The sequence below is a fragment of the Oryzibacter oryziterrae genome (assembly GCF_021864535.1).
Classification (GTDB): domain Bacteria; phylum Pseudomonadota; class Alphaproteobacteria; order Rhizobiales; family Pleomorphomonadaceae; genus Pleomorphomonas; species Pleomorphomonas oryziterrae.
Map to the genome: position 1 here is coordinate 106,610 of NZ_JAKJIC010000006.1, position 17,201 is coordinate 123,810.

The 17,201-nt window shown below is 62.8% G+C and carries 18 protein-coding genes; 9 read left to right on the plus strand and 9 right to left on the minus strand.

All coding sequences use genetic code 11. The features are described 5' to 3' along the window. The first annotated feature begins 27 nt into the window (after positions 1-27). The 4 genes from L2I41_RS08450 (at position 28) to L2I41_RS08465 (ending at position 3,750) form a co-directional block, all read left to right on the plus strand. On the plus strand, positions 28-282 hold the full coding sequence (locus L2I41_RS08450; protein WP_237153203.1) for a DUF2312 domain-containing protein: 255 nt from the start codon (positions 28-30) through the stop codon (positions 280-282). 136 nt (positions 283-418) lie between these two features. Continuing rightward, a complete protein-coding gene (locus L2I41_RS08455) occupies positions 419-1,639 on the plus strand; it encodes an MFS transporter (protein ID WP_237153096.1) in 1,221 nt (406 codons plus the stop codon). Next, positions 1,636-2,442 (plus strand): sulfite exporter TauE/SafE family protein, encoded by an 807-nt coding sequence (locus L2I41_RS08460; RefSeq protein WP_237153097.1) that lies wholly within the window; start codon positions 1,636-1,638, stop codon positions 2,440-2,442. Before L2I41_RS08455 ends, L2I41_RS08460 begins: the two co-directional genes overlap by 4 nt. Before the next feature lie 156 nt (positions 2,443-2,598). Further along, a complete protein-coding gene (locus L2I41_RS08465; RefSeq protein ID WP_237153098.1) occupies positions 2,599-3,750 on the plus strand; it encodes an OpgC family protein in 1,152 nt (383 codons plus the stop codon). 77 nt (positions 3,751-3,827) lie between these two features. Here L2I41_RS08465 and L2I41_RS08470 read toward each other — a convergent pair whose 3' ends face one another. After that, positions 3,828-4,010 carry a YdcH family protein gene (locus L2I41_RS08470; protein ID WP_237153099.1) on the minus strand — a complete coding sequence of 61 codons (183 nt, stop codon included), beginning with the start codon at positions 4,008-4,010 and terminating at the stop codon, positions 3,828-3,830. 583 nt (positions 4,011-4,593) lie between these two features. On the opposite strand from L2I41_RS08470, the gene L2I41_RS08475 reads away from it, so the two are divergent. From L2I41_RS08475 to L2I41_RS08485, 3 genes are all read left to right on the plus strand, one after another. After that, positions 4,594-4,800, plus strand: a complete 207-nt coding sequence (locus L2I41_RS08475) for a YdcH family protein (protein WP_237153100.1) — start codon at positions 4,594-4,596, stop codon at positions 4,798-4,800. A gap of 75 nt (positions 4,801-4,875) precedes the next feature. Beyond that, positions 4,876-5,376, plus strand: coding sequence for a 5-(carboxyamino)imidazole ribonucleotide mutase (gene purE / locus L2I41_RS08480; RefSeq protein ID WP_237153101.1), 501 nt, complete (start codon positions 4,876-4,878; stop codon positions 5,374-5,376). After that, the gene (locus L2I41_RS08485) at positions 5,366-6,460 is read left to right on the plus strand and encodes a 5-(carboxyamino)imidazole ribonucleotide synthase (RefSeq protein ID WP_237153102.1); all 1,095 of its coding nucleotides are present in this window, start codon (positions 5,366-5,368) and stop codon (positions 6,458-6,460) included. Before purE ends, L2I41_RS08485 begins: the two co-directional genes overlap by 11 nt. 17 nt (positions 6,461-6,477) lie before the next feature. Here L2I41_RS08485 and L2I41_RS08490 read toward each other — a convergent pair whose 3' ends face one another. Next, entirely contained in the window at positions 6,478-7,281 is an 804-nt protein-coding gene (locus tag L2I41_RS08490; RefSeq protein ID WP_237153103.1) for a class II glutamine amidotransferase, read from the minus strand. 419 nt (positions 7,282-7,700) lie between these two features. Between L2I41_RS08490 and rpsU the strand changes: the two genes are divergently transcribed. Next, positions 7,701-7,928, plus strand: a complete 228-nt coding sequence (gene rpsU, locus L2I41_RS08495) for a 30S ribosomal protein S21 (protein ID WP_237153104.1) — start codon at positions 7,701-7,703, stop codon at positions 7,926-7,928. A gap of 165 nt (positions 7,929-8,093) precedes the next feature. Next, positions 8,094-8,942 (plus strand): tetratricopeptide repeat protein, encoded by an 849-nt coding sequence (locus L2I41_RS08500; protein ID WP_237153105.1) that lies wholly within the window; start codon positions 8,094-8,096, stop codon positions 8,940-8,942. 260 nt (positions 8,943-9,202) lie between these two features. Here the strand turns inward: L2I41_RS08500 and L2I41_RS08505 are convergent, their stop codons facing one another. From L2I41_RS08505 to L2I41_RS08535, 7 genes are read right to left on the minus strand one after another with little or no spacing between them, the layout of a single operon-like run. Then, positions 9,203-9,400: a 4Fe-4S binding protein gene (locus tag L2I41_RS08505; protein ID WP_237153106.1), complete on the minus strand. Its 198-nt coding sequence runs from the start codon at positions 9,398-9,400 to the stop codon at positions 9,203-9,205. A 59-nt stretch (positions 9,401-9,459) separates the two neighbouring features. Next, entirely contained in the window at positions 9,460-10,569 is a 1,110-nt protein-coding gene (locus tag L2I41_RS08510; protein ID WP_237153107.1) for a hydrogenase large subunit, read from the minus strand. Further along, entirely contained in the window at positions 10,566-11,189 is a 624-nt protein-coding gene (locus tag L2I41_RS08515; RefSeq protein ID WP_237153108.1) for an NADH-quinone oxidoreductase subunit C, read from the minus strand. Before L2I41_RS08515 ends, L2I41_RS08510 begins: the two co-directional genes overlap by 4 nt. Next, positions 11,186-11,689 carry a 4Fe-4S binding protein gene (locus L2I41_RS08520; RefSeq protein ID WP_237153109.1) on the minus strand — a complete coding sequence of 168 codons (504 nt, stop codon included), beginning with the start codon at positions 11,687-11,689 and terminating at the stop codon, positions 11,186-11,188. The genes L2I41_RS08515 and L2I41_RS08520 overlap by 4 nt, the downstream gene beginning before the upstream one ends. Before the next feature lie 14 nt (positions 11,690-11,703). Continuing rightward, entirely contained in the window at positions 11,704-12,141 is a 438-nt protein-coding gene (locus L2I41_RS08525) for an NADH-quinone oxidoreductase subunit B family protein (protein ID WP_237153110.1), read from the minus strand. A 10-nt stretch (positions 12,142-12,151) separates the two neighbouring features. Then, positions 12,152-13,111: a respiratory chain complex I subunit 1 family protein gene (locus L2I41_RS08530; RefSeq protein WP_237153111.1), complete on the minus strand. Its 960-nt coding sequence runs from the start codon at positions 13,109-13,111 to the stop codon at positions 12,152-12,154. Between the two features lie 21 nt (positions 13,112-13,132). Beyond that, positions 13,133-16,936 carry a proton-conducting transporter transmembrane domain-containing protein gene (locus tag L2I41_RS08535; protein ID WP_237153112.1) on the minus strand — a complete coding sequence of 1,268 codons (3,804 nt, stop codon included), beginning with the start codon at positions 16,934-16,936 and terminating at the stop codon, positions 13,133-13,135. Positions 16,937-17,201: the final 265 nt, after the last annotated feature.

The window sequence follows — 17,201 nt, forward strand, 5'->3', positions numbered from 1 at the left end:
TCAAAGAGACGGGTGACATAGATGAGCATGGATACGGCCGAATCCCAGGGTGGCGTCGCGGCGGGCGAACTGCGGCAGTTCATTGAGCGGATCGAGCGTCTTGAGGAAGAAAAGGCAGCCATCTCCGACGACATCAAGGACGTCATGGCTGAACTCAAGGGCCGTGGCTACGACGTGAAGGCTGTTCGCGCCATTCTTCGGCTGCGCAAGCAGGACCCGAACGAGCGTCAGGAGGCCGAGGCCATTCTCGAACTCTACATGACCGCGCTGGGCATGATGTGATCCTACGCTTTGCAGGCGCCGGCCGCGGGGACCTTGACTGGTGCCGCGGTCGGCCTTGCGTGTCTTGCAGTCGTTGATTTGGACTGCCCGCGGCGACCGGTGGTTCCGCAGGATCCGGGGACAAGAGGAAGCGATCATGCCGGCACCTCAGGCGCCTGGATCCATGGGCAGAGCCGGGCGCGGGTTGCTTGGGCTCGGGATCGTCTTGATCTCCTTCAATCTCCGCCCCATTTTCTCCTCGCTTTCGGCGGTTCTCCCCGACGCCATTCACGAGTTCGACCTGTCGCCAGCCTTTGCCAGTCTGGTGACGACGTTGCCGGTGGCGGCGCTGGGGCTGTTCGCGCCGCTGGCGCCGATCTTGGCGCGGCGTTTTGGCATCGAGCGGGTGTTGCTTGGCCTTCTCGTTGTTCTTGGTGTCGGTACCTCGCTCCGCGGTGCGGGGGCGCCCTGGACGCTTTTGATCGGATCGATTCTGGCAGGCGGAGCCATATCCATCGGCAACGTATTGATGCCGAGCCTGATCAAGCGCGATTTCCCCGACCGCGTAGCGCTGATGACAGGGCTGTTCACCATGGCTCTCTGCGGTGGTGCGGCGTTGGCTGCAGGAGTGACCGCACCCATGGCCGTCCGGTTCGGCTCCTGGCACTCCGCGCTTGCAATCTGGGCTGCACCGGCCGTGGTGGCCGCTCTGGTCTGGCTACCGCAGGTGCTGCAGAGTGGGAGGGCAGAGTTCCGTCCGCGCAGCAAGCTGGGGGGTATCTGGCGCGATCCGCTGGCGTGGCAGGTGACGCTGTTCATGGGGCTGCAGTCTGCCTTCGCTTACTCCGTCTTCGGCTGGTTGGCGCCGATCCTGCGCTGGCGCGGGCTATCGGGGATCGAAGCCGGATTTGTCGTGTCCATGTCAGTTCTGGTGCAGACGGCCTCGTGCCTGCTGGCGCCCGCGGTGGCACTGCGCGGGCGCGATCAACGCATTGTGAACGCGACGCTGGTTGCATTTGCGCTGGTCGGTCTGCTTGGCTGCCTCTATGCCCCGCTCTGGAGTGTCTGGGGTTGGGCTGTGTTGCAGGGCATCGGGCAGGGTAGTCTGATCGCCGTGGCGATGACGGTGATCGTGCTCCGTTCGCGCACGCCGGACATTGCGGCGCAACTGTCTTCGATGGCGCAGACCGTCGGCTATCTGCTGGCGGCGACCGGGCCGTTGATCGTTGGGCTCCTCGCCGGCATCAGCGGCAGCTTCACCGTTACGGGGGCGTATTTCGTCCTTCTCGGGATCGCAGCCGCAGCGGCCGGCATCGGGGCAGGACGGGCGCGTTATGTGCTGCCGCATCTGGTTGCGGACAAGGAGACTGCGGCATGACCGACGCGCTTGTGAACCCGCTCTTCTATCTGGCGGCCATTCCAGCGGTGTTGCTGACCGGCTTGTCGAAAGGCGGGTTCGGTGGCGCCTTTGGCTTTGCGTCCGTGCCGATCCTGGCACTGGTGATTTCGCCGGTGCAGGCGGCGGGGGTGATGTTACCCATTCTTGTGCTGTCGGACATGGTCGCGGTGCTCTCCTATTGGCGCACCTTCGACAAGTCGCTTGTGCTGCATATCCTGCCGAGCGCCATCCTCGGCACAGGGGCGGGCTGGGCGACGGCAAGTCTTGTCTCGGACGACGTGGTGCGGCTGGTTGTCGGCCTGATCGCCTTTGCCTTCCTTGGCCGCATCTGGATTCTGGATTGGCGCCATCGCCGCCGAGTGAAGCGAGAATCAGGCCCCGCGCAGCCGCCTGCGCAGGGGCGCTCGACGATCGGTGCGCTGGTCTGGGGGACTCTCACCGGCTACACGAGCTTCATCGCCCATGCGGGCGGACCGCCCTATCAGGCCTATGTGATGCCGATGCGGCTGGCGCCGCTCCGCTATGCCAGCACCTCGGCCATCTTCTTTGCCGTGCTCAATCTGGTGAAGGTGGTGCCCTATGCGGCTCTCGGGCAGTTCGATCGCGAAAATCTGCTGATCGCGGCCGTGCTTGCGCCAGTGACGATCGGCTCCACCTATCTTGGCGTGCGCGTGGCCAAGCTGCTGGACGAGCGTCTGTTTTACCGTGTTCTGACGGTGTCGGTTCTGGTGGTGAGCAGCAAGCTGGTTTATGACGGTTTGGTGGACTTGCTGGCTAACTAACGTTCGTTGTGCATCAGCCGGCAGACCGTAAGTGGGACACTTCTCGGAGCACTTCGGTGCGCCGAAGTGAGTGTGGTTCTCGCGGGCCACCTTGTTGCCGTAGTTTGTGGATAGTGTTCATGCTGCATGTGAGCATTACCTGGGAAAGAATGAAGTATGTCTGTTCAATCTCTTGGAGCTCGAGACCATAGAATTGACATTTTGCGGTCGCTTGCCCTTATCTCCATCTTCATCAACCACATTCCAGGCAATGTCCTAGAGCCCTATACTCACAAGAACTTCGGGATGTCCGATTCGGCGGAGGCCTTTGTGCTTCTGGCCGGCGTTGCGGCGGCCTTTGCCTACTTCCCAAGGTTCTCCGCCGGAGAGTATCTTCTCACCGTCGGCAAGGTGCTCAAGCGCGTGGTGACGCTATACATTGCGCATCTTGCGTCGATCAGCGTCGGCCTGGGCTTGTTTTGCTACGCGGCGATGACCTGGCAGATGCCGATCGACGATGCGGGGTTGAATATCTGGCCGATCTTCAAGGATCCGATGGCGGCGCTTGTCGGCATCCCGCTGATGACGCAGCAGATCGGCTATCACAACATCCTGCCGCTCTATGTCTGCCTCTTGCTGTTCCTCCCTGTCCTGATGGTTGCCGCACGCATTCACCTTGGTGCCATGCTCGCCCTGTCGCTGACCGTCTATGCGCTGGCGCAGGTCTATGTCGTGAACATGTCCGCCTATCCCCGCGAAGACGGTGGCTGGTTCTTCAATCCCTTCACCTGGCAGCTGATTTTCGCGATCGGCTTTTTCGTCGGCACGCGCGTGCTCAAGCGCGAGGTGCCCGTGCCCTATTCGCTGCCGCTCTGGCTGGCGGCCTTTGGCTATCTGATCCTGACGGGCGTCATTCACCGCTACAATCTCTACGCCTACATGCCGGAAGTGAGCTGGCTGCCGCATAACTTCCAGGTCAACGAAAAGCCCTGGGTGGCATGGCCGCGCCTCCTGCACATTCTCTCGCTGGCTTATGTGATCTGCTACAGCCCGGTGATGCGCTGGCTTGGCCTGATCAATCCCCGCAATCCCCTGGCGCGCGTCGGGCGGCATTCGCTGCCGGTGTTCTGGCTGGGGACCATGCTGGCGGTGGTCGGTCAGATCTTCTTCTTCGTGGCGGATCCGGGTGTCGTTGCGCAGCTTGCCTATCTGGCGGTAGGTGTGGGCGCGCAGATCGCGCTTGCCTATGTGCTGGACGGGCTTGCCAAGACGTCACGCAGCCGCGTTGTGCATGTGGCGGAACAACCGGTTGCGGTTCCGGCAGAATGATCCGCTGAAAATCAAAGGCGCCACGACATCAACTTCGTGGCGCCTCGCAATGCATCTAACGATCGATGGCACCAAGATCAGTGCAGCACCGGTTCACCTGTGTGCAGTTTCGCGATCTCATCCTTCAGCAAGAGTTTCCGTCGCTTCAATTCCTTCAGTTCAAGGCCGTCTACGCTCGGATGTTGTCCCGCTTCTTCGATTTCCCTTTCCAGGGCTGCGTGACGGCGTTCGAGCTCTGCAATATGCGACTGGATTGACATCAAGGCCTCCTTGTTGTGGATCGCACCTCAACACCAGCATGGTGTCACATAACTGATATGAAGTCGATTCCTGAAAGCTTCAAGGTGTAACAAACGATAAATTTTTGCCTCTGAAAAGAAACGAAATTGCGTGTTTTGCGGAGATTCGCATCCGGTCAATCCCCATCCGTTTCGAGGCTTAGGACGCTGTGTTCCGAGGTGTCTGCCGCCACCTGAACTTGGCCTGCCGTGCCTGTGGAAATTATCTCTTTGCAAATGTCGCGGCCCAATGAAAAAGCGGGAGCAATCTGATATGGTTGGATGTGAACGAGGTTGGGTCTCCCGCTGGTCGTGCGACCGCGACATCTGAAGCGCAGATGATCGCGACTGGTCGGCCTGCAAGCTTTCGAGTTGGTGGGCGAAGTTGGCATGACATTCGGTGGCTGAATGTCGTGTTATGTCCGTCGGGTTATTCGACTGGCGGTCGACGGGCTGGGGCGAGGCTGATCTCCTGAGCTTGGAGGTGTCCATCTGCAGGCCTCGTGCCTGTGTTTGGCTTCTCCTGCTGTCGTGCCGGGTAGCATGTTGTTGAAGGACGTTGCGTATGGGCGATCAGGATGATGAAGCTGTGCGGCTGGAACTGGCCAGGCTGCGGCAGGAACACCGGGATCTTGATGCGGCCATTGAGGCCATGATCGCGCTGGGCTCGGGGGACAGCATTCAGATCCAGCGCCTCAAGAAGCGCAAGCTGGTCCTGAAGGACCGGATCAAGATACTCGAAAACCAGACAGTACCCGACATCATCGCTTGATCTGCTTGCCATTGGCCGGCAATTCCCTTACCGGGTGTGCGAAAGTGACTGCCGTAAACCGGGGACGTTTCGGTCATGCCCGATAAACAGACGCCATCCGTTGCCATCATCATGGGAAGCCAGTCGGACTGGGCGACCATGAAGCACGCCGCTGACACGCTGACCGCACTGGACGTGCCCTTTGCCGCCAGGATCGTCTCCGCGCATCGAACGCCTGACCGTCTGGTTGCCTTTGCCAAGGGCGCCAAGGCAGAGGGCTTCAAGGTGGTGATCGCCGGGGCTGGTGGTGCGGCACATCTGCCGGGCATGACGGCGGCCTTCACCGCATTGCCGGTGTTCGGCGTTCCCGTCGAAAGCCATGCGCTGAAAGGGCAGGACAGCCTGTTGTCCATCGTGCAGATGCCGGGTGGCATTCCCGTGGGGACGCTGGCCATTGGCAAGGCTGGTGCCATCAACGCGGCGCTTCTCGCGTCCGCCGTGCTGGCGCTCAGCGATGACGCGTTGGCGGAGCGTCTTGAGGCCTATCGCGCCCGCCAGACGGAATCGGTTGCCTGGGAGCCTGTTGATGTCGCCTGATCCCCTGAAGCCCGGCGCCATCATCGGCATTCTCGGCGGTGGTCAGTTGGGGCGGATGATTGCACTCGCTGCCGCCCGACTTGGGCTGCGCAGCCACATCTACTGCCCGGATGCGCAAAGCCCGGCCTTCGATGTCGCCTACGCGCACACCATCGCCGCCTATGACGACGAGGCGGCCTTGGCGGCCTTTGCCGAGGCGGTGGACGTCGTCACCTATGAGTTTGAGAATGTGCCGGCGCGCACGGCGGAGATCATCGCCGCCCGCGCACCCCTCTTTCCGGATGCGCGCGCGCTTGCGACGTCACAGGACCGGATTGTCGAGAAGAGCTTCCTGCGTGACGCGGGCGTGGCGGTGGCGCCCTTTGCGGCGGTGGACATCCCGGATGATCTTGCAGCCGCGATGGCCATCACCGGCCTGCCGGCGATCCTGAAGACCCGCCGTTTCGGTTATGACGGCAAGGGACAGCGCAAGGTGGATACGCCGTCCGAACTTGCGGCGGCGCTTGCCGAACTCGGTGGTCGGGATTGCATCCTCGAAGGCCTGGTGCCCTTCGTCATGGAGGTGTCGGCGATCGTCGTGCGGGCGCAGAGTGGCGATTGCCATGTCTATGACATCGGCGAGAATGTGCACGTCCATCACATCCTCAAGGAGACACGCGTCCCGGCTGCGATCTCCGAGGCCACCAATGCGGCGGCCAAGGTGTTGGCGCGACGGATTGCCGACGAGCTGGGCTATGTCGGGGTGCTCGGTGTCGAGATGTTCGTTGTGCGCGATGCTACTGGTGAGCGGCTTCTGGTCAACGAACTTGCGCCGCGCGTTCACAACTCCGGTCACTGGACGGAAGACGGGGCGGTGACCTCGCAGTTCGAAAATCACGCGCGCGCCATTGCCGGCTGGCCGATCGGCAGCGTTCGGACAATCGCACCGACCAGAATGGACAATCTGATCGGCTTCGAGGCGGATGCCTGGGAGAAGATCCTGTCTGATCCGACGGCGCGGTTGCATCTCTACGGCAAGTCCGAGGCGCGGGCCGGCCGCAAGATGGGGCACGTCAACTACGTGTCGCTGCCCGACCATAAGTGACTTCAGCTCGCTGCTTCTCAGGCGAGGGCGACCATGTCCGTGAGGGCGGCTTCGACGTCGAAGGGTTGCTGTCGGCAGCGTCCCGACGGTTCGACCACCAGCACAGTGTTGGGCGCAACCGCTGACCACATCTCGCGATTGGCGTCGATGGGTTCGGAGACGACGATGATGCCGTCATCGCCGGCACGCCAGTAGAGCGTCGGCGGCGTGGCGTCCGATGAGTAGCGGAAGGCGTAGAGGTTCGTGCCGTCGGTCAGGGCGGCGGTCAGCCGCAGAGGTTCGCGAACCCCGGCTTCGATCATCACCTTGCGTGTTTCGGTCAGCACATCGAACATGGCGCGCACGGGGTCGAGTGCCAGCGTCACCTCGTCGAGCATCAGGAACATCAGCTCGGAATCGGTGGTGCCGCGCCTCAGCGCATAGCGCGCGTCGCAAAGCCGGGCTTCCAGCTTGCGGCGCACGCGTTCCCATTCGCCGATCTGGCCGTTGTGCATGAACATCCAGCGGCCGTTGACGAAGGGATGGCAGTTGACGCGGTTGGACGGCGTGCCGGTCGATGCCCTCACATGGGCGAAGAAGAGCGACGAGCTGATCTGGTGGGTGAGGCTGCGCAGATTGTCGTCGTTCCAGGCCGGCATGGCGTCGCGGAACAGGCCCGGCTCGTCCCAGGCGCCATACCAGCCGAGGCCGAAGCCGTCGCCGTTGGTGGCGGCCAGGCACTCATTGGCGGAGTGACTTTGCCGGATCAGCGAATGGCAGGGCTTGGAGACGAGAGCCTCCAGGAAGATCGGGCGTCCGGAATAGGCGAGCCAACGGCACATGGTTGCGAAGATCCGTGCGAGCAACGGTGAATTCGACATCTGCGGGGCCGGCGGTGCGCCGAATGGTGCTGCGCCAGCTTCTCAAGATTGGCAAAGTTTTTCAGTTGGATCTTGTCGAAACTGAGATTGAGGGCAGGTTAACCTCGATATATTTTTCGAGCTGTTGCCCAATCGTCGCACATGCCTTCAAGTTGGGCGATGGGGGTCGGAAGGGCGGTTTGCGCAGGATTTTCGGCGGGAAGCCGCGATCGGTGGTGGACAGCCGGCGTCCGATTTGCTAGATACCCGTCACTCTTGCGGGGCGAAGGTTCCGCGGCGGGGGCTGCATGTCCCCCGTGCTTCGTATTTATCTTGTCGCTTGTCGTGCCTGACGCATGAGCGAAGGCTGGTGTGGGCGACCATCTACGGGAAGAAAAGGCGTGCAGGTACTCGTTCGCGACAATAACGTCGATCAAGCGCTGAAGGCCCTCAAGAAGAAGATGCAGCGCGAAGGCATCTTCCGGGAAATGAAGCTCCGTGGCCATTACGAGAAGCCGTCTGAGAAGAAGGCTCGCGAGAAGGCTGAAGCCGTTCGCCGCTCGCGCAAGCTGGCTCGCAAGCGCGCTCAGCGTGAAGGCCTGGTTGCGGTCAAGGGTCGTACGCACTGATCGGCTGGTCGCCAGGATCTGCCTGTATCGATGAAGCTTGAAAGGGACGGCCGCGTCTGTTGGCCGTCTTTTTTGTCATGACTGAAGCGTCCGGAATGACCGTCGCTGTGGCTAATGTCACTTTGTCGTTCTCTCCAAGGGCCGCTTGAAACTCGGGGAAGTCGCATGCGGTTCCAGTTTGGCGCTCCGATTGTTCGCAATGTTATTGTGGCGATCGGTCTTGGTGCAGGTGTTGCTGCGTGTACGGGTGGATCTTCCGACACGCCGAGCTTCGGCTCGATGGCCATCGATCCGGCAGCCGGCTCGACGGCGAACATCTCCTCGCTCACCGCTGCCATCCAGCGCGATCCCCAGAACGCTGCAAACTACAATGTCCGCGGAACTGCGCTCGGTCAGGCCGGTCGCTATGACGAAGCCCTGCAGGACTTCTCCATGGCGATCCAGCTCAACCCGGGCTTCTATCAGGCCTTCAGCAATCGCGCCCTGATCTACCGCCAGAAGGAAAACCCGCAGGCTGCTCTTGCGGACTACAATCAGGCGATCTCACTCAATGCGAGCTATGCGCCGGCTTATCTCGGACGCGGGGTGCTCTATCGCCAGTCGGGCCAGCTTGACTACGCCATGGCCGATTTCAACCAGGCGATCACCTTCAACACGTCGGACGCCAAGCCCTATTACAACCGCGCCCTGATCTATCAGAAGCAGAACAATCACGTGCGCGCCGTTGCCGATCTGGATACGGCGATCGCGCTCGATTCCAACTCTTCCGAGCCCTATAACGCGCGCGGTCTCAGCCTGATGCAGCTCGGCAAGCTCAAGGACGCGCTCACCGACTTCTCGGCGGCGGTCAACCGCAACAAGCAGTCGGCGGAGTTCTGGACCAACCTCGGCATCGTCGAAATCCGCACGGGCGACGTGTCGCGTGGTCGCGATGCGCTCAATCGCGCGCTGATCCTCAAGCCCGGCTATGGGCCGGCACTTGAGGCTCTGCACAACGAGAAGCCGATGTCCTGATCGGAAAGCGCTCCAGATTCAACAGTTTGAGCAGCCACTTTTCGATCATGCCGGTTCAGCATGATCGGCGGGGCTCCAGCATTCAAGGGTCGTCCGCAGGGACGGCCCTTTTCTGTTGTGGCACCCACTGGAGTTTCCGCGGTTGGTCGGCCGTTGCTCACGGCAAAGAAAATGGCCCCAAACACAGGGTTCGGGGCCATTTGGGGTGTGCTTCAATTGTCAGCGGGCCGGCCTGTACTTGTCAGGCCAGCGGGCTAGCCTCAGGCAGCAGCCGGGACGCAGGAGCCCGACGGGCAGACTTCGGCGCACTGCGGGGCATCGAAGGAGCCCTTGCACTCAACGCACTTCTTGGCATTGATGGTGTAAACCTTGCCCTTGTGGCTGATCGCCTTGTTGGGGCATTCGTCTTCGCAAGAGCCGCAAGCGGTGCAGGTGCTGGTGTCGATCATATAGGCCATAGTCTTCACTCCTCTTCATGGTTTTGGCGCCTGCTACCTTGCAGGCGCCGGTAATCATCTCAGCGCTCCGTGCACGACAGGCAGGGATCAATGCTGTTGACGATGATGGCAATGTCGGCGACCTTGGCGTCCTGCAGCATGAAGCGCAGGGCATCCCAGTTCATATACGTAGGAACACGCCACTTGACGCGTTCGGGCTGCGCGCTCTCGTTGGTGCGCAGGTAGTAGAACACTTCGCCGCGCGGGGCTTCCGTGCGGGCGATGGCCTGACCCGGCGGGATGTCGGGGCGGTCGTGGATGTGGGCGTCGCCGCCGGGCAGATCGCGCAGGCAGACACGCACGAGATCGATCGAGGTGATGGTCTCCTCAAGGCGGACCATGGCGCGCGACCAGACGTCGCCGTCGGTCTGGGTGTGGACCATCAGCGGCAGCCTGTCATAGGCGGCGTAGGTGGCCTCCCGGCGCACGTCGTAGTCGATCCCCGAACCGCGGGCGACCGGTCCGACAACGCCGCAGGTGATGGCGTTGGCGTGGGTCAGGACGCCGACGTCCTTGGTGCGGCGCAGGATGGTGCCGTTCGACTTGAAGGTCTTGATGAAGTCGCGCACTTCCGGCTCGATGCGGGCAAGCTGCGCCAGGATGTAGGCGATGCTCTTCTCGTCGACGTCGTAGCGGACGCCGCCGATGCACATGGCGCCGATGTCCTGACGGTTGCCGAACACCGATTCGAGCGTGTCCTGGCAGATCTCACGCACCTGCATCATGTGCATGAAGTAGGTTTCGTAGCCGGTGAGATGGACCAGCAGTGCCACGTTGAAGATGTGCGAGGCGATGCGCTTCAGCTCGTCGGCGACGACGCGCAGGTAGATGCCGCGCTCGGGCACTTCGATGCCGGCGATCTTCTCGGCCGCCATGGCGAAGGTCTGCGGGTGGCTGTTGGAGCACAGCGAGCAGATGCGCTCGGTCAGAACGACGTTCTGGTAGATCGTCCGCTTGGTGGTCAGATATTCGATGCCGCGGTGGGCATGGCCGGCGTTGATGCCGACATGCTTGACCGTTTCACCTTCCACGTCGATCTTGAAGTACATGGGCTCTTCAAGGGCGACATGGAGCGGGCCGACCGGAATCGAATAGGTGGGCGCGACGGTAGGGGTGTGATCGTGGCTCATGCTGCACCCTTCTTGTTGGCTGCGATGCGGTCCCACAGGTCCTTGGTGCTGGCGGCATTGACCAGCGTCGAGAAGGGGATGAGCCGCTCGAGGACGGCGTTGTCGATCGAGGCGTCGAGGAAGAGGCGCGACGGATCGGGATGATCGGTGACGTTGATGGCATAGAGCTCCATCATCTCGCGCTCGTGCCAGTCCGCATTGCGGAACAGCGGCGTCAGCGAGGCGATGGCACCGCCATGCGGCACAAAGGCGACGACGGTGACGGCATCGCCGGCAATGTCGAAGTGATAGTCGATCTCGTAGGACGTGCCGTCGAGCGGCGTGCCGCCGAAGCTCTTGGCGACTTCCTTCGGCTCGGGCTCCTTGGCCTCGCCGTCCTCATTGTCCTCGTCTTCGTCCTCTTCCTCCTCTTCGGGGGCGGAGGGCTGGGTGCAGGTGATCATCGCGAGGCGACCACCCAGTTCCAGGATGAGATCGGCGACGGGCCGCAGCTCGGCGTGATTGCCAAGACCAAGCCAGACCGTGGTGACGCCGAGGGCATCGGTCTCGGTCGAGAAGTCGACGCCGGACGGGGCCACCGCGGCGATGCGGGCTTCCAGATCCTTGGGGAGACGGCTCATGACGGCACCTTCCGGTTCTTGAGATACTTGGCGCGGCACTTGGGGCAGCGCGAACGGACTTCGCCGAGCTCGGCTTCGCTGAGCGGCGGCTTGACGTTCTTGACCATGGGCGCCGTGTTGAGAGCGGTGGCGCCGCAGTCAGAGCACTTCATGTTGGGGATCAGCCCGTGTTCGACCATGGCGAACTTGTCGGCCTGAACGTGGGCCAGGTTCCAGTCGTTGGTCTGGTGGATGGCGTCGGTCGGGCAATAGAATTCGCAGTTGCCGCAGAACACGCAGGTGTTGTGCCAGCAATCGAAGGTCATGCCATCAGGCGACTTGGCGAACTTGATCGCGCCGGCGGGGCAGACGCGTTCGCAGATGCGGCAGCCTTCGCAGTTCTCGGCGTTGAAGACAATGCGTCCGCGCAGCTTTTCGGGGGTGAAAGCCGGCCCGAGCGGGAAGGCTTCCGTTTGTGGCCCGGTTCTCAGGTTCCGGGCGAAGAGCGTCAGGAAGTTCATGGTGCTGTCTTTCCTCAGAGGCGTTCGCGCCAGATTTCGATGGCCTTGGCGACGCCGGCGATGATCGCCTGCGGCCGCGGCGGGCAGCCGGGCACGTTGACATCGATCGGGATGTACTGATCGATCGGGGCCAGAACGGCGTAGCTCTCGCGGAAAATGCCGCCCGAGATCGGACAGACACCGACGGCCACCGTCACCTTGGGGTCGGGGATTTCTTCATAGAGGCGCAGCACGGCGTCCTTGACGCGCACCGTCAGCGGCCCGGAGATCAGGACGATGTCGGCATGCTTGGGGCTGCCGCAGTACTGGCAGCCGAGGCGTTCGACGTCATAGCGCGGGATCAGCGCCGTGACGGCCATCTCCACGTCGCAGCCATTGCACGAGCCGGCGTTGATCCGGTAGAGCCAGGGCGAACGGGTGGCGAGCGTTTTGAAATTGGGTATCAGACCCATCTTGCCCTCCTCAGACCACAACCACGACCGCCAGGCTCGCGACAGCGAGCAGCAGCGGCCACTTCAGGAAAAAGATGAAAGCCTGGTCGATGCGCATGCGGCCGATGGCGACACGCAGGGCGGTGACGCCGACAAGCATCAGGACCAGCATCTTGACGAGCCACACCACCAGCGCCAGCAGCCAGTTTTCCGGTGCAAAGGGCAGGAAGAGGGCGATGCCAAGGTTCAGCACGACGACCTTCTTGAGTGCCGACATGATCTTGAACAGCGCCAGCGTCGGGCCGGAGTACTCAAGCAGCGGGCCTTCGAGCACTTCGGTTTCCGCTTCCGGAATGTCGAAGGGCACGATGCCGATGTTGGCCGGATAGAAGAAGCAGAAGGCGGCGAGGGCCGGCCACATCACCGGGTCGAGCAGGAAGGAGCCGTGGGTCTGCTGGTAGGCGATGATGTCGGAGAGCGAGAAGCTCACCGTGCCGCCCATGCCGACACCGGTGCGGATGGCAACGGCGGCAGCGATCAGCACCAGCGGGCCTTCATAGGCGATCATCATGGCCATCTCGCGGGAGAAGCCGATGGCGCCATAGGGCGAGCCGGAAGCCGAGCCGGCGATCATCAGGACGACGCCGGGGATCATCAGCAGGTACAGGAGCACCAGGAGATTGCCGATGGCCGGAGCCGGCGTGTAGACGGCGGTGATGGGCACCAGGGCGGCGGCCAGCACCATCGAGATCACGCCGATCAGCGGGGCGTAGAGGAACACCGTCTCGCTGGCGACTTCGGGCACAAGCGTGCGCTTGAAGCCGAGCTTGATGATGTCGAAGAAAGGCTGCAGCAGCGGAGGGCCGACGCGGCTCTGGAGCCGGGCGGCGACCCGCCGGTCGGCGCCTTTCAGCGCCAGACCGAGGACGAGGGCGAAGACTCCACCCGGGAAGAGGAGGACCGCCAGCAATATCATGAGTTGGTTTGACATTTTGAAGAGATCTCCTCGCCCTTAGTGCTGCTTGGCCTTGCCGATTTTCGGCGTGAGCAGGCCGCGGATGACAGCCGTGGGGGACTCGAACAGGTTGTGGGCACCGACCCGGCCGCTGACTTCGGGAGCGAAGTCGGCGGGTGTGGCACCGGAGAGGTGCAGGCCGCCGCGCTTGATGCCGGCCCCGCGATGGATGAGACGCATCCAGGGCATGAAGGCAGCGCCGACCAGCAGGACCAGGATCCACAGGAGAGCCGGGTTCCAGCCACCGGTACCGGGCAGCGGGCCGGTCAGGCTGGCTGCGATCGGGGTGAGGCCAAGCTCGGCTTCGATCTGAGCGATCGGCACCAGCAGGAGGCCGGGCATCACGCCGATGATCACGGAGGCGCCGACCAGGATACCCATGGGGATGAGCATGGAGAGCGGGGCTTCCTCGGCCTGCAGGGCCTTGGCTGTCGGGGCACCCATGAAGGCCGCGTGGGCGAACTTCAGGACGGCGGCGAGGGTGAACAGGCTCGAGATCATCGCGCCGGCACCGAGAGCCCAGTGACCGGACTCGAAGGCGGCGGAGAAGATCATCCACTTGGAGGCGAAACCGTTGAGCGGCGGGATGCCGGCCAGCGACAGGCCTGCGAAGAGGAAGAAGCCGAAGGTGATCGGCATGCGGCGACCGAGACCGCCCAGCTCGTCGAGCATGCTGGCATGGCTCTTGACCATGACGGCACCGGCGACGAGGAAGAGCGTGTCCTTCAGCAGCATGTGGTTGACGAAGTGCATCAGGCCGCCGGCGACGCCGAGCGAGGTACCGAGGCTCAGCGCCATCAGCACATAGCCGAGCTGGCTGACTGTCGAGTAGATCAGCAGCAGCTTGATGCCATTCTGCAGCACCGCCATGGCACCGGCGTAGACGACGGTGATGCCGGCGATGACAGCGATGATGTCCATCAGTGCGGGCTGACCGCCGATGTCGCCGCCGATGCGGGCGAACACAGCTGCGCCACCGAACAGGGTGAACAGCTTGAGCACGCCCCACGGGCCGGACTTCAGCAGGACCGCCGAGATGTAGCCGGACACCGGGGTGGGGGCGAGGGCCGGGTGCATCTGCACGTCGATGCGGACGGGCAGCATGGCGGCCTTCATGACCAGACCGAGGAAGGTGAGCACCAGGCCGATCGACAGGGCGCCGATGGGCATGGTGAGAGCCTTCTGGCCCACTTCGACGAGGTCGAAGGTGCCGGCGCTGGCGGCCAGCGTGGCGACGCCCAGGAACATGAAGCTGGCGCCGACGGTGTTGAAGAAGAAGTATTTGAAGCCTTCGCGACGGGCTTCCTCATTCTCCTCGTGGACGATGGCGGTCCACAGCGCCCAGCTCGACATCAGCTCCCAGAAACCGAAGAAGGAGAAGATGTCCTTGGCCGCGGTCATGCCGAGCAGGCCCGCGATCATGATGCCGAAGGCGGCAAAGAAGCGGGGCTGGGCATGATTGTGGGCGAGATAGGCGGTAGCATGCAGCATGTTGAGTGCGCCGACACCGGCGATCAGCACTGCAAACCAGAAGGACAGCGTGTCGTAGCGCGGGGCATCCCCGATCACGGCCAGCGTGGCCAGGACCAGCGAGGCGACAGCGATACGGCCAGCCCAGGCGACCGACTTGCGGCCGACGAGCCAGCTGGCGACCGCACCGGCGAAGGCAATGGCAGCGCTTGCGGGCCAAGCCATCACGAGTGACGGCAGGGACACGGCGGCCAGACCGTTGCGGGCGGCAATCACGTCACCGACGCGACCGACCAGATCCAGCTGCCAGGCGGGGAAGAAGCCGCCGGCGACGATGGCCAGACCAAGGACGCCAACCGCCACCAGCATGCTGAGCGGGGCTTCCTTGACGCCGGCTTCGCCCTTCCAGGGACGGAAGAACAGCATGCCGACGACGCGCAGATAATAGATCACCGCGATGATGCCGCCGAGCAGCAGCGCTGCGGCGATCTCATAGTGGCCGGCGTCTGCGGCCGCGTAGATCATCAGGAACTTCGAGGTGAAGCCCGAGAAGGGCGGCAGCCCCATGATCGACACAGTGGCCAGAGCGTAGCAGCCGGCGGTGAAGGGCATGACCCGACCGACACCGGCGAGATCGGCGATGTTGCGACGGCCGGTCTGCATGATGAAGGCGCCAGCGGCGAAGAAGAGCAGGGTCTTCATCACGGCGTGGTTGGTCACATGCAGCAGGCTGGCGTCGGTGGCAAGCGCCGTGCCGATGCCGAGGATGGCGACAATTTCGCCGACCTGGGCGAGGGTCGAGAAGGCAAGCATGCGCTTGATCTCGGTCTCGTAGAGGGCGCGGATCTCGCCATAGAGCAGCGTCACCACACCGAGTGCCATCAGCACGACGTTGAGGCCGATGCCGAAGCCGGTGAAGCGCGACAGAGCGTCGGCACCGATGATGACCATCAGCACCTTGATCAGGCCGAACACGCCGGCCTTGGTCAGGATGCCCGACAGCGGACCGGAGATGGACGACGGCGCGGCCGGGTGAGCGATGGGCAGCCAGGAGTGCAGCGGGAAGATACCGGCCTTCACGGCGAAGCCGATGAAGAAGCAGACGGCAATCACCAGACCTGCGAGCGGGCTGACGGTACCGATCTTGTTAGCCAGCACGGCGAACTCGAAGGAGCCGACCTGAACGTGGGTGAGCAGGATGCCGAAGTGCATCACATAGGCGCCACCCGCGCACATCAGGAAATAGATGAGGCCGGCGCGCAGCGACTTCTGGGTCTGCTCGTGGATGACGAGGAAGTAGCTCGTCCAGGTCATCAGTTCCCAGTAGACATAGAAGTTGCCGAACTCGTGCGCGGTGGTGAGGCCGAGCAGCGAGCCGATCATCAGGAAAGCGAAGAAGTAGTAGCGGTTGCTCCATTCGGCGCGGGCCATGTAGCCGACCGAGTAGAGGATCATCACGGCGGTGATGCCGGTGAACACCAGGGCGAAGACTCGCGACAGCGGGTCGAGCGAGCTGTCGGTGACCACCAGAGCCAGCGTCGCGATCGCCAGGAGAACGGCAGCAACGTCTCGCCCCTTGGGAGAGACGCGGCCGATCAGGTAGAGGGCGAAGGCGCCGATATAGGGGACCAGGACCAGCGTTGCCCAGGGCGACTCGAATTCTGGCACCGTTCCAGCGGCGACAACGCCAGCGAAACGTTCCGCCATATGCTGGAAGGGCAGCGGCCAGACGCTGATCAACGCCGTGACCAGCGCCAGCGCGGCGGCGATCATCAGGGCGACGTTGGAGGCGGGCTGCAGCTCGATACGGCGCGGCGCGTGCTCGAGACAGACGCGCTGGATCACCAGCATGTAATAGACAGCGGAAACGATGGTCGCGAGCGTGCCGACGGCCGCAATCGCCCAGTGCCCCTGTTCGATGGCGGCGTAGAGAATCAGGAACTTCGAGAAGGAGCCCTTGAACGGCGACAGGCCCATCACCGAGAACATGCCGAAGCCGAAGAGAGTTGCGGCAACGGGCATGCGCTGGCCGGAGCCAGCGAGGTCATTCAGCTTGGACGAACCGGTGCGGGAGATCAGGTACCAGCCGGCGGCGACGACAAGGCCGCGCATCACAAGTTGGTAGCCGAGATGCATGTAGGCCCCGGCGAGACCGGCGTCACCACCGATACCGAGGCCAATGAGAACGTAGCCAACTTCCGCGATGGTGGACACCACGACGACGCGGGCGAGATTTGGCAGGCTCAGGAGAGCGGCTATTTCGCCGAAGAGGAGGAAGATCGCACCCATCCAGGCCATGGCCATGGGGTCGATCGTTGAAGGGGAAAGCATGGGTTCTAATCCTTCCGCTGACACGCTTCTTCGCTGTCATCCTGAACGTTAGCCGAGCGGCTTGAGAGGGGATGTCGGCTATCTGACAGATACGCATTCGCACGTCGATCACTCGTTGTCTTTGATCTAAATACTGGTGCGGGAGCTCATAATTTGCTTGGATGCGTAGGTCATTGAGGAAATCCGTAAGTAACTCTCCGAAAATACGGGTGAGTACGTGTTATCATTTACGGAGTAAGTCTCAGTTTCGGCCCGCCGCCGGCGA

Bases quoted from the DNA above. Each gene is read 5' to 3' on its own strand.
- L2I41_RS08490 (WP_237153103.1), bottom strand. From the start codon at position 7,281: ATGTGCCGTTGGCTCGCCTATTCCGGACGCCCGATCTTCCTGGAGGCT.
- L2I41_RS08510 (WP_237153107.1), bottom strand. From the start codon at position 10,569: ATGAGCCACGATCACACCCCTACCGTCGCGCCCACCTATTCGATTCCG.
- L2I41_RS08500 (WP_237153105.1), top strand. From the start codon at position 8,094: ATGCGGTTCCAGTTTGGCGCTCCGATTGTTCGCAATGTTATTGTGGCG.
- L2I41_RS08460 (WP_237153097.1), top strand. From the start codon at position 1,636: ATGACCGACGCGCTTGTGAACCCGCTCTTCTATCTGGCGGCCATTCCA.
- L2I41_RS08505 (WP_237153106.1), bottom strand. From the start codon at position 9,400: ATGGCCTATATGATCGACACCAGCACCTGCACCGCTTGCGGCTCTTGC.
- L2I41_RS08450 (WP_237153203.1), top strand. From the start codon at position 28: ATGGATACGGCCGAATCCCAGGGTGGCGTCGCGGCGGGCGAACTGCGG.
- L2I41_RS08475 (WP_237153100.1), top strand. From the start codon at position 4,594: ATGGGCGATCAGGATGATGAAGCTGTGCGGCTGGAACTGGCCAGGCTG.
- L2I41_RS08455 (WP_237153096.1), top strand. From the start codon at position 419: ATGCCGGCACCTCAGGCGCCTGGATCCATGGGCAGAGCCGGGCGCGGG.
- L2I41_RS08485 (WP_237153102.1), top strand. From the start codon at position 5,366: ATGTCGCCTGATCCCCTGAAGCCCGGCGCCATCATCGGCATTCTCGGC.
- L2I41_RS08470 (WP_237153099.1), bottom strand. From the start codon at position 4,010: ATGTCAATCCAGTCGCATATTGCAGAGCTCGAACGCCGTCACGCAGCC.
- L2I41_RS08530 (WP_237153111.1), bottom strand. From the start codon at position 13,111: ATGTCAAACCAACTCATGATATTGCTGGCGGTCCTCCTCTTCCCGGGT.
- L2I41_RS08520 (WP_237153109.1), bottom strand. From the start codon at position 11,689: ATGAACTTCCTGACGCTCTTCGCCCGGAACCTGAGAACCGGGCCACAA.
- purE (WP_237153101.1), top strand. From the start codon at position 4,876: ATGCCCGATAAACAGACGCCATCCGTTGCCATCATCATGGGAAGCCAG.
- L2I41_RS08465 (WP_237153098.1), top strand. From the start codon at position 2,599: ATGTCTGTTCAATCTCTTGGAGCTCGAGACCATAGAATTGACATTTTG.
- L2I41_RS08525 (WP_237153110.1), bottom strand. From the start codon at position 12,141: ATGGGTCTGATACCCAATTTCAAAACGCTCGCCACCCGTTCGCCCTGG.
- L2I41_RS08515 (WP_237153108.1), bottom strand. From the start codon at position 11,189: ATGAGCCGTCTCCCCAAGGATCTGGAAGCCCGCATCGCCGCGGTGGCC.
- L2I41_RS08535 (WP_237153112.1), bottom strand. From the start codon at position 16,936: ATGCTTTCCCCTTCAACGATCGACCCCATGGCCATGGCCTGGATGGGT.